The organism is Empedobacter sp. GD03861, assembly GCF_029840885.1.
In the GTDB taxonomy this organism is placed as follows: domain Bacteria; phylum Bacteroidota; class Bacteroidia; order Flavobacteriales; family Weeksellaceae; genus Empedobacter; species Empedobacter falsenii_B.
The window spans coordinates 1-11,144 of record NZ_JAOCDJ010000056.1 but is presented as its reverse complement, the minus strand read 5'-3'; the positions used below and the strand labels follow the sequence as shown (position 1 = coordinate 11,144).

General features: G+C 33.0%; 10 protein-coding genes. 1 reads left to right on the top strand and 9 read right to left on the bottom strand.

The features are described 5' to 3' along the window. Positions 1–15: 15 nt before the first annotated feature. A complete protein-coding gene (locus N5D03_RS14080; protein WP_103727260.1) occupies positions 16–450 on the bottom strand; it encodes a hypothetical protein in 435 nt (144 codons plus the stop codon). Between the two features lie 9 nt (positions 451–459). Continuing rightward, entirely contained in the window at positions 460–765 is a 306-nt protein-coding gene (locus N5D03_RS14075; protein WP_103727259.1) for a hypothetical protein, read from the bottom strand. A gap of 206 nt (positions 766–971) precedes the next feature. Here N5D03_RS14075 and N5D03_RS14070 point away from each other — a divergent pair, with 206 nt between their 5' ends. After that, a complete protein-coding gene (locus N5D03_RS14070; RefSeq protein WP_171623205.1) occupies positions 972–2,060 on the top strand; it encodes a tyrosine-type recombinase/integrase in 1,089 nt (362 codons plus the stop codon). Positions 2,061–2,330: 270 nt separating this feature from the next. Here N5D03_RS14070 and N5D03_RS14065 read toward each other — a convergent pair whose 3' ends face one another. The 7 genes from N5D03_RS14065 to N5D03_RS14035 form a co-directional block, all read right to left on the bottom strand. Beyond that, complete coding sequence (locus N5D03_RS14065; protein WP_280052010.1) at positions 2,331–3,464, bottom strand: M20/M25/M40 family metallo-hydrolase; 1,134 nt, start codon at positions 3,462–3,464, stop codon at positions 2,331–2,333. A 39-nt stretch (positions 3,465–3,503) separates the two neighbouring features. Then, a complete protein-coding gene (locus N5D03_RS14060; RefSeq protein ID WP_280052009.1) occupies positions 3,504–4,184 on the bottom strand; it encodes an NAD-dependent deacylase in 681 nt (226 codons plus the stop codon). A 497-nt stretch (positions 4,185–4,681) separates the two neighbouring features. After that, the gene (locus N5D03_RS14055; RefSeq protein WP_280052008.1) at positions 4,682–6,484 is read right to left on the bottom strand and encodes an acyl-CoA dehydrogenase family protein; all 1,803 of its coding nucleotides are present in this window, start codon (positions 6,482–6,484) and stop codon (positions 4,682–4,684) included. Positions 6,485–6,511: 27 nt separating this feature from the next. After that, complete coding sequence (locus N5D03_RS14050; protein WP_125350257.1) at positions 6,512–7,693, bottom strand: acetyl-CoA C-acyltransferase; 1,182 nt, start codon at positions 7,691–7,693, stop codon at positions 6,512–6,514. Positions 7,694–7,747: 54 nt separating this feature from the next. Then, positions 7,748–8,098: a four helix bundle protein gene (locus N5D03_RS14045; RefSeq protein ID WP_114999168.1), complete on the bottom strand. Its 351-nt coding sequence runs from the start codon at positions 8,096–8,098 to the stop codon at positions 7,748–7,750. A gap of 39 nt (positions 8,099–8,137) precedes the next feature. Further along, entirely contained in the window at positions 8,138–10,537 is a 2,400-nt protein-coding gene (locus tag N5D03_RS14040) for a 3-hydroxyacyl-CoA dehydrogenase/enoyl-CoA hydratase family protein (RefSeq protein ID WP_280052007.1), read from the bottom strand. Next, complete coding sequence (locus N5D03_RS14035) at positions 10,521–10,982, bottom strand: MarR family transcriptional regulator (protein WP_125350256.1); 462 nt, start codon at positions 10,980–10,982, stop codon at positions 10,521–10,523. The genes N5D03_RS14040 and N5D03_RS14035 overlap by 17 nt, the downstream gene beginning before the upstream one ends. Between the last annotated feature and the right edge of the window lie 162 nt (positions 10,983–11,144).

Genomic DNA, 11,144 nt, shown 5'->3' with positions numbered 1-11,144 from the left:
GGTGGCTGGTTATATTTAAATTTCATTATTCCATCTTGGTATTTTACCATAAATTTCTAAATGTTTATGTAAAATTTTATTTTCGATTACTTTCGGACAATCTATGTATTTTTCGTCGTGAGTTACATACCAATAAATGTCTAAAGCTTCAATTTTTTCAAATTCCATAACGGTTTTCCACGAATTTCTTCTTGGTTGTCCAAATTGTTTTCCGTTTACTAATCTATCTTTTATACCTCCAATTCCTGCTTTTCTAACAAATAAAGTTCCATCTTGTTTTATTTCGCCTGAACGACCAATATAAACAAGTTCAATTTTTCCGTTTTTTAATGCGTAAATTAAATAAACTCCACTTTTGTCAGTTGGTGCATTACAAACTTCTCTTAATTTGTCAGTTGGTTTAAAGAAAAAATGGTTGTTATTTTTATATTTAGTTAATTCGTCAAACATCTTTTTGAATTATAAGTTATTTTTAAAATTATCAAGTATTACTTTATTTGGACTATTAAATAATGCAAAGATATTGTCAGAATTTGCAGTTGAAACAGCATTAATTTTTACTTTTTCTCCACTTTCAGTTAAAGTGATACTGATTTCGCCCCAAACTGTCAGTTTTTTATAATTTGCTGTGATTTGGTTCAATACACTATTTGTATTAATTGAAGTAAATTCTCCTTTTTTAAGAGCATTTTCAACTTTTGCCTTTAAATCTTCCAAAGTTCCGTTTACTTCAAAATTTTCTTCTTTACTTTTTCTTATTGCCATAATATTGTTTTTTGCGTTTCGTTCGGATTAACTTGCCACCAACTCTCAAATATACGCAACTTTCTATAAGAACCAAATAAAAAGTTAAAATAAACGCTATTTACTGAAAGTGAGTAAATTAATCATGATAATTAATTGCGTATTTAGTATTTATTATAGAAATTTTGTGTAATTTTATATTTGTTACAATACAAAATACGAATTTTATGGACGCAAATAATATTGTTAAATTTAATTATTTGAATTATCAATTCTCGCAGGGAATTCATAAGGAGAAAAAAGTTATTTGGATTCATTTTCCCTATAATGCAGTACTGATAAGTCAGCTTAAAAATGTGGTAAACGTAAATTGGAGTCAATCAGTTAGAAAATGGTATGTAGCAGATACGCAGCAATCAAGGAAGTTGTTTAATTTGCCGGTAAAACATTCTGCTAAAAGTTCCCTTACACAGGTTGCCAGCATTAATCAAATAGAGCTTAAACGCTATACCGATCAACTAAAGCTGAAAGGATATAGTGTAAATACCATTAAAACATATACAACCGAATTTATTCAACTGCTTAAACTTCTTAAGACCTATCCCGTGTACGATTTGTCTACAGAAAAACTTCGTGGATATTTTCTTTATTGTATAGATACCTTAAAATTATCCGAAAATCTAATCCACAGCCGTATGAATGCTGTTAAGTTTTATTTTGAACAGGTTTTGTATCGTGAACGATTTTTTATGGATATTCCTCGGCCTAAAAAACCAAGTATTTTACCCAAGGCTATTTCAACGCACGATATTAAAAAAATGCTTAAAACTATTGAGAATAAAAAGCATTTGCTGTTGCTTAAAATGTGCTACGGTATGGGATTGCGTGTGAGTGAATTGGTACATCTTAAAGTTACCGATATTGATAGTAAGCGTATGCAGGTGCTAATTTGCGCAGGAAAAGGTAAAAAAGATCGGTATGCCGTTTTGCCTGAATCGGTTTTAGAAGAATTACGAGCTTATTATAAAGAATACCGACCAAAAACGTATTTGTTCGAAGGGCAAAGTGGTGCACAATATTCGGTTCGATCGGTTCAGCAAGTATTTAAAAATGCCATGAAAAAAGCCAATATAAATAAAAAAGTAGGGGTCCACAGCCTGCGACATTCGTATGCCACGCATCTTATTGAACAAGGAACCGATATTAGATTTGTGCAAGATTTATTAGGTCATAAAGATATTAAAACTACCATGATTTACACCGGTTTAACCGATGCAGCCAAACGAAAAATCATCAGTCCGTTAGATCATTTGTAGAAAAAATGAAATTTTAATCTCTAAATAAACAAATTCATTAGAAGTGACGAATGATAAACTTAATTGGTTAACCATTAACTTAAATGGAGGTTGTATGCACTAAAATGCACTTTTTCTATATCGGTTGTATATCCATTCTATATCCACGCTATATCCATTCTATATGGTTTGTTCGATGCTCGTATATCGAAGAATTAATTCCCCATTAGACAAAAAAAGTAACTATTTAGCTAAAAAAGACAATTTATTACAGCAATGAGGAGCAACAATTTATTTTTTTATGATTTTAGAGTGGTATTGATTTGAGTTTACATTGATGAAATAAACACCAGTCGTAAGGTGTTCTAAATTTATTTGCGAGACAGCTGTTTGAAATTTTTTATCATAAACCTGCACTCCTACTTCATTGTATATGGTAATTCTTGGCTGCTGCAAAGTCTGAGAAAAATAAAGGTAGTTCTTTACTGGATTTGGGTACACTTGCAAAGTTGAAATAGTATGATCTGTTGTAGTCAACTTCTCTTGTGCTTGAGAAAAATGCAATAAAGTCGCCAAAGCTCCTTTCGCTACTTCTGTCAAATAATTCAAATCCATATTATCGATTATATCTTGAGCAGTATGTGCATAAGGCGTTTCATTCTTTTCAAAAAGTCCAGTTATAGGATAACCAACTGCCTGAAAAGGCATATAATCGGAACTATAAGCATTCGAAATTTCAGTTTTTAGAGTTGTATACAATGGAAAAATATTCGCCATTTTATTGGTTAATTCAGCTGAAATAGCATTATTAGATGTTGGATTACTTTCATCTTGCTCACAAACAATTGTCGAATTTACCTTATTCGCCACTCCTCCTACCTCATCAATATTCAGAACAGCTTTAATTTTTAAATTCTGAGGAACTGCAATTTGATTTACATACGCCTGACTTCCGATTAAACCTCGTTCTTCCCCTGTAAAATGAATAAATTTTATCGAATAATCTGTGTCAATATCTTTTATTAATCGAGCAATTTCTAATAAAATAACCGTTCCCGAGCCATTATCATTCGCTCCAGGTCCATTTAATGTATCATAATGACCATCGATGATAATAAATTCGTCAGGATATTTTTTACCAATTTTTGTCACAATCAAATTATTCCCAACATTTCCGTATACATTAACCGATTGTTTTTCTATACTGGTATAACCATAAGCCGTATAATAAGATTTCAACCATGTAAATGCATTTTCGTGAGCAGAAGATCCAACAGTTTTAATTCCGAAATCTTGAAATTTTTGCAATTTCTGATGCACAGAATCGTATTTCACTTGTTCGACAACTGATTGATAAAATGGATTTAACTCTTGAGCAGTCGCATTGATAGAAAAGACTAATAATGGTAGAAATATATACTTCATATCATTTAAAATAATTAACCAAGATTAAAACGTAAAAGATTAAAAATTATTCAAAATTGTTTTTAATTCTTCAATACTTTCTGTTGCTTTTTTCTTGATATGCGTAATAGATGAATTGGTATACGTATCTGATGGATCGATATAGATAATTGGCACATTTGTTTTTGTATAATCTTTGAGCGAAGCAGCTGGATACACTTGCATTGACGTTCCAATAATCACCAAAATATTTGCTGTTAAAACCTCATCAATCGCATTTTCTATTTCTGGGACCATTTCGCCGAACCATACAATATGCGGACGGAGTTGATTTCTATCTTCCGCCAAATCTCCAAGTTTGATATCTTCATTCCAATCAATAATTAGATTTTCGTCTTTTTCGCTTCGCGCTTTTCTCAATTCACCATGCAAATGAATAATTTTAGACGAACCTGCTCTTTCGTGCAAATCATCAACATTTTGAGTGATAATTACAACTTCAAAATCATTTTCTAACTCTTTCAGAAAAAAATGCGCCGCATTGGGTTCAACATCGAACAATTGTTTTCGACGCTGATTATAAAAGTCTTGAACCAATTTAGGATTTCTTTGATAACCTTCAATAGAAGCAACTTCCATAATATCATGATTTTCCCACAAACCGTTGGCATCTCGAAAAGTTGAAATTCCGCTCTCTGCACTAATTCCAGCTCCCGTTAAAACGACTAACTTCTTTTTCATTTCGAATGTATTAATTGAAGTAAATATAACTTTATAAAACAACAAAACTCCATTTATAGAAATGGAGTTTCGGTTTTATTTTATTTTTTTTAATTCATCTAATTTGACTAGACACATAATACTAAATGTTGCAAACATGGTCAACGTAAGAATTGCTGCATTAATTATCATAAGCTTTGTTTTAATTGGGTTATTAATTTGAATTAAAGTTACTTCAAATCATTTCTTTCGAAAAGTATTTCATTAAGAAATAACGACTTAACTCACTTATTTTTAATGAATAAACATTAACTTCAAGACATAAAAAAACCTCAATTGGGAACAACTGAGGTCTTTCTCTACTAAAACTTAAGTACCATGAAAACTCAACTAACTTATATAAAGACTAGTACTTGCCTTAGATTTATCAAACGATATACCAAATTAAATTTCAATATGTTAAAAATAAAAAGCAGCCAATAAATTGACTGCTTTAAATAATTTGTATTAAAATATACTTAGAAAGTGTATTTATTTTCTTTGATTAAAAGATCTGCAATTTCAGTTTTTAAGTTAACTACGTTTGGATATTCGTTGTAACGTGTAAATCTTCTTAAACCAGACAACATCATGCGTTGCTCATCTCCTTCTGTGAAAGAAACAATTCCGCGCGTCGCTTCTGTTTTAATAATCTCCACCGATCTGAATAATTGTAATTGAACTAATTTTTCTGCATTTTTCACTGCATCAGCACCTTTTACATTTGCAATTTTTTCTGCACGTAACATCGCCGATTCTACCATATAAATTTCTTGCATAATACGAGAAGCCGCAATAATCAACTGTTGGTGTTGCTCTAATTCTGCACCAAACTTTTGCAAAGCAGAACCTGCAACCATAAAGAACGCTTTCTTAAGATTTGCAATAATTTCTTTTTCTTGCGCAAATAATTCTGAATAATCTGGGACATCAAAAGAAGGAATAGACATTAATTCGTTCGCCACATTCATTGCAGGAGACATTAAATCTAATTTTCCTTTGAATGCACGTTTTACTAACATCGAAACACATAATAAGGTATTGATTTCGTTTGTTCCTTCGTAAATTCTAGAAATACGTGCATCTCTCCAAGCTGCTTCCATTGGCATTTCTTTCGAATATCCCATTCCTCCGTAAATCTGAATTCCTTGATCCGCAGAAATTTGAGCAGCATCAGAAATCCAAACTTTTAAAATAGAAGCTTCGATTGCATACTCTTCGATACCTTTTAATTCCGCTTCATTATGAGGCATTCCTTTTGCCATGTTATCTTCGATTGCATCTTGTACATCTTTCGCTGCACGATACGCACCAGCTTCTGAAGTAAACGCAGAAACAGCCATATCAGCTAATTTCTCTTTAATCGCACCAAATGTATTGATTGATGTATTGAATTGTTTACGTTCTGAAGAATATTGTAACGAATAATCTAAAATACGACGTTGCGCATCTAAACATGCTGCTCCTAATTTGATACGACCAACATTCAATGCATTCATCGCAATTTTGAATCCTCCGTTTCTTTCTCCTAATAGATTTTCTACTGGAACACGAACTTCATTAAAGAAAACTTGACGTGTTGATGAAGAAACAATTCCTAATTTATCTTCTTCTTCTCCTAATGAGAATCCAGCACCAGCTTTATCTTTTTCTACAATGAAACCTGTGATATTTTTATCATCATCAATACGTGCAAAAACAATGAATAAATCAGCAAAACCTGCATTTGTAATCCACATTTTTTGACCTGTGATGATATATTCTTTACCATCTTCTGATAAAACAGCTTTTGTTTTTCCTGAATTTGCATCAGAACCTGCTTCTGGCTCCGTTAAACAGTAAGATGCAAACCATTCTCCTGTTGCTAATTTTGGTAAATATTTTTGTTTTTGTTCTTCTGTTCCGTACAATAAAATTGGCATTGTTCCAATTCCAGTATGTGCTCCAAAAGCTGTTGCTAACGAACCTGTTGCTCCTGAAATATAGTCACACACTAACATTGTTGTAACGAATCCCATTCCCATTCCACCATATTCTTCTGGAACAGAAATTCCTAATAAACCTAATTCACCAATTTTACGCATTAATTCTTCAATCAACGCATAATCTTTTTTCTCAATTTGGTGTTTCTTAGGCACTACTTCTTTATCGATAAACTCTTTTGCAGATTGCAAAATCATTTGTTGTTCTTCTGATAAATCTTCGTAAGTGAAAATATCATTATAAGAGGCATCTTTAATTAAATATTGACCTCCGATTAATCTATTTGGATTTGTAGACATATTTTTTTGTTGTTTAGATATTAGATTTTATTTTAGATATTCGAAAATTGAAGCTGCTCCTTGTCCTGTACCAACACACATGGTTACCATTCCATATTTCGCTTTACGCGCTTCCATTTCATGTAACAATTGCACGGTTAATTTCGTACCCGAACATCCAAGTGGATGCCCTAAAGCAATTGCACCTCCGTTTACATTGACGATATCAGGATTAAGATTCAACTCGCGCATAATTGCAACTGATTGAGAAGCGAAGGCTTCATTCAATTCGATTAACTGAATATCTTCTAATTTCATTCCTGCTTGTTCTAATGCTTTTGGAATTGCAAATAAAGGTCCAATTCCCATAATACGAGGTGCTAAACCTACCGTAGAATATGCAACTAAGCGTGCAACTGGCTCAAGACCTAATTCTTTCACCATATCTTCTGACATTACCATAACGAAAGCTGCTCCGTCCGACATTTGAGAAGAGTTACCTGCTGTAACTGAACCTCCTTGCGCAAAAACAGGACGTAATTTTGCTAAACCTTCGATAGATGTATCCGCACGTGGACCTTCGTCTACTTTGAAATCAATTTTCTTTGTTTGAACTTTTTCTTTATCATCTAAGAAATTAAATTCAACATCAATCGGAACGATTTGAGATGCAAATTTTCCTTCAGCATTTGCTTTTAATGCTTTTTGATGCGAATTGAATGCAAATAAATCTTGATCCTCACGAGACACTTTAAATTCTTTTGCAACTTCTTCCGCTGTTAATCCCATTCCCCAATAATAATCTGGATGATCTTTCGCTAAATCTGTTTCTGGAATTGGTTTGTAACCTCCCATCGGGATATACGACATCGATTCTGCACCACCAGCAATGATACATTCTGCCATTCCTGTTCTAATTTTAGCAGCCGCCAAAGCAATTGCTTCTGATCCTGAAGCACAATAACGATTTACTGTAACACCTGGAACTTTGTCTGTGTCTAATCCCATTAATGAGATAAGACGTGCCATATTCAATCCTTGTTCTGCCTCTGGCATTGCACATCCAACGATTAGATCGTCGATACGTGTTGGATCTAAAGTTGGATAATCTTGCATTAAGCGCTTGATTACTGTAGCTGCCATTTCATCTGGACGTGTAAAACGCAATGTTCCTTTTGGCGCTTTTCCTACAGCTGTTCTATATCCTGTAACTATATATGCTTGTTTCATTTTTTTAAAGTATTATTAGATTGTACAATGTAAAATGTATGATGTACAAAGTATTTAATTATAGTTCTGAATTAATTTGACCAACATATTCTGTATATGTTTTAAATCTTTTAATAAATTATCCGAAATCTCTACTTGAATAAATTCTAAATCTCTTGCTAAAATAATTTGACATTCCAATTCGAAAGACGAACCTAAAGCTATATTGAGAAAATTAATAAATTGAGCATTCGAATTTCGACCAGCACCTTCTGCAATATTTGAAGCTATCGATACGCAAGCTCTTCTTGATTGAGAGGTCAAACCATAAATCTCACTTTTAGGATAATTTGAAGTAATCTCATAAAACCTTTTCGTAAAATTCATTGTTTTTTGCCAAACGATTAACTCTTTAAAATCATGCATAAATACTTTTTACATGTTACTTTTTACTTAATACAAATATTAATTACGCAACGGTTTACCTGTTTTTAACATATGCTGAATACGCTCTAATGTTTTTCTTTCTCCACAAAGAGATAAGAATGTTTCGCGCTCTAAGTCTAACAAGTATTGTTCTGAAACATAAGTTGATTCAGACAAATTACCACCTGTCATTACATATCCTAATTTATTCGCAATTAAACGATCATGATCCGAAGCAAAACGTCCAGCAACCATAGAATCTGTTCCAACATAGAACATTCCCATTGCTTCTTTTCCTAACACTTCTACTTTACGTTGAATTGGTTGTGTATAACCTGCTTCTGCCATAATAATTGCATGTTTCTTCGCTTCTGCAATTTGACGTTCGGCATTTACTACAACAATATCTTGCTCACGAATAATTCCCATATTCTTCGCTTCATAAGCTGAAGTTGCCACTTTCGCAGTTGCGATATTCATGAAATTATCACGTAAATGATTTACTTTTACATCATCTTTTAAAGCGAATTCAGTTGCACGGCGCGCAAATTCTTTCGAACCTCCACCACCTGGGATTAATCCAACTCCAACCTCAACCAAACCAATGTAAGTTTCGGCAGCAGCTACAATTTTATCCGCATGCATTGACATTTCGCAACCTCCACCAAGCGTCATTCCGTGAGGAGCAACAACAACTGGAATAGATGAATAACGAACACGCATCATTGTATCTTGGAACATTTTGATTGCCATATTCAATTCCCACCAATCTTGTTCTGCAGCCATCATCATAATCATGGCTAAATTAGCTCCAACAGAGAAATTGTCTCCTTGGTTCCCAATTACAACTCCACGATAATCTTTTTCTGCTAACTCGATTCCTTTATTGATTCCTTGTAAAACTCCTCCTCCAAGAGAATTCATTTTAGAACGGAACTCAATATTGATGATTCCATCTCCTAAATCTTGAATAGATATTTCTTGGTTTGACCAGATTTCATTTGTTTTTCTGATGTTATCTAAAATAATAAATGCATCTTGACCTGGAATTAATTCGAATTGTTTTGATGATTGATTATAGAATAATTTCTTACCATTTTCGATTTTATAAAAAGAATCTGCACCTGAAGCAGCTAATTCTTTTACCCAATCCGAAACCTTGAAACCTTCTGATTCTACTAATTGAATTCCGTTTTGTAACCCAACCAAGTCCCATGTTTCAAATGGACCATATTTCCAAGCGTAACCTGTTTTTAAAGCGTCATCAATTGGATAAAGTACATCTGTAATTTCTGGAACACGTTGAGAAACGTAAGCGAATAATGAAGCAAAATGTTTGCGAATCAATTCTCCAGCCTTACCAGAATCTTTCAATAAAATACCTAATTTATTACGCATAGATCCTGCATTTTTAGCAGTTTCTACAGCTGTAACTTTTGCACGTTCCATTGGACGATACTCTAACGTATCAAGATTTAAGGCAAAACGATTGGTATTCCCTTCTTTATCAATTTCTTTATAATAGAAACCTTTTTTCGCTTTATCTCCTAAGAATTTATTTTCGATTAAGAAATCCAAGAATTTTGAATCTTTCAAACCTTGGATCATTTCGTCATTTGGCGCATTTTGCTGTAAACCTTTTGTTACATTATATGCTGTATCCAAACCAACCAAATCACCCAATTTGAATGTTCCCGTTTTTGGACGACCCAAAATAGAACCTGTCAAAGTATCAACTTCTTCAATCGTTAATCCAATTTCTTGCGCCAATTCCATCACTTTCGCCATCGAGTAAACTCCTACTCTATTCCCGATAAAACCTGGCGTATCTTTACATAAAACTGGTGTTTTACCTAAAAATAAAGATGCATAGTTTTGGAAAAACTCAACAACAGATTTATCTGTTTGAGGAGTTGGGATAATTTCGAATAATTTTAAGTAACGTGGCGGATTGAAGAAATGCGTTCCGCAGAAATGTTTCTGAAAATCATCTGAACGACCTTCAGCCATCAAATGAATTGGAATACCAGAAGTATTAGAAGTGACTAAAGTTCCTGGTTTACGGAAGTTATCTACACGCTCAAAAATAGATTGTTTAATATCCAATCTTTCGATCACAACCTCTATTACCCAATCCGAGTTTTTAATCTTCTCGAAATCATCATCAAAATTCCCTACAGTTATACGAGAAGCAAATGCTTTGTCATAAATTGGTGAAGGATTGCTTTTTAAAGCAGCATCTAAGTGAGTTTGAGCAGTTCTGTTACGAACTACTTTACTCTCTAAAGTAAGTCCTTTCGCTTGCTCTTGTGGTGTAAGCTCGCGAGGAACCATATCTAACATCAAGACTTCGACTCCGATATTTGCAAAATGACATGCAATACCAGAACCCATCACTCCTGATCCTAATACAGTTACGTGTTTAACGTGTCTTCTCATAATTGTTTTTAAATATTTTTTTGTCCGATATTAATTGGTTAATCTTATAAATCACTTCCAAGAAAATTTGCATTTTCTCTGGTTCGATGTGATTATTAATTGATTCATTAAATTGCAAAACAAAATGTTTTGAAATATCTCTCATTCTTAATCCTTCTTCAGTCAAAGTGATCAACACACTTCTCCCATCTTCTGGATTTGGTTTTCGAACGATAAAATTTCTTGCTTCTAAGTTTTTTAATGTTCTCGACAAGCTTGTTGGCTCTATTCCCATCTTTGGTCCTAGCGACGTACTTGGCGTACCTCCTTTCGGATCTATTGATAATAATGTAAAGGCATACACCATTGTAGAATCGTAAGCAACTGCTTGCTCATTATACATTTTCTGAACTGACAACCATGTTGAACGCAATAAATAATCTATCGTTAAATCTTCTCTTAACATATTTTAGTGTATGTCTAACAAATATAATCTTTTTTTATTATGCAAGCATAACAAAGTTTTAAAATTTAATTTTGTTTAACAAATAATGATTCAATTTACTATTTCTCAATGAAATGTAACTTTAAATTATGATTAATAAAATAAATAGTATGATTAAATAAT

Coding starts and splice junctions, on each gene's coding strand:
- N5D03_RS14040 (WP_280052007.1), bottom strand. CDS start 10,537: ATGAGAAGACACGTTAAACACGTAACTGTATTAGGATCAGGAGTGATG.
- N5D03_RS14070 (WP_171623205.1), top strand. CDS start 972: ATGGACGCAAATAATATTGTTAAATTTAATTATTTGAATTATCAATTC.
- N5D03_RS14080 (WP_103727260.1), bottom strand. CDS start 450: ATGTTTGACGAATTAACTAAATATAAAAATAACAACCATTTTTTCTTT.
- N5D03_RS14055 (WP_280052008.1), bottom strand. CDS start 6,484: ATGTCTACAAATCCAAATAGATTAATCGGAGGTCAATATTTAATTAAA.
- N5D03_RS14060 (WP_280052009.1), bottom strand. CDS start 4,184: ATGAAAAAGAAGTTAGTCGTTTTAACGGGAGCTGGAATTAGTGCAGAG.
- N5D03_RS14065 (WP_280052010.1), bottom strand. CDS start 3,464: ATGAAGTATATATTTCTACCATTATTAGTCTTTTCTATCAATGCGACT.
- N5D03_RS14050 (WP_125350257.1), bottom strand. CDS start 7,693: ATGAAACAAGCATATATAGTTACAGGATATAGAACAGCTGTAGGAAAA.
- N5D03_RS14035 (WP_125350256.1), bottom strand. CDS start 10,982: ATGTTAAGAGAAGATTTAACGATAGATTATTTATTGCGTTCAACATGG.
- N5D03_RS14075 (WP_103727259.1), bottom strand. CDS start 765: ATGGCAATAAGAAAAAGTAAAGAAGAAAATTTTGAAGTAAACGGAACT.
- N5D03_RS14045 (WP_114999168.1), bottom strand. CDS start 8,098: ATGCATGATTTTAAAGAGTTAATCGTTTGGCAAAAAACAATGAATTTT.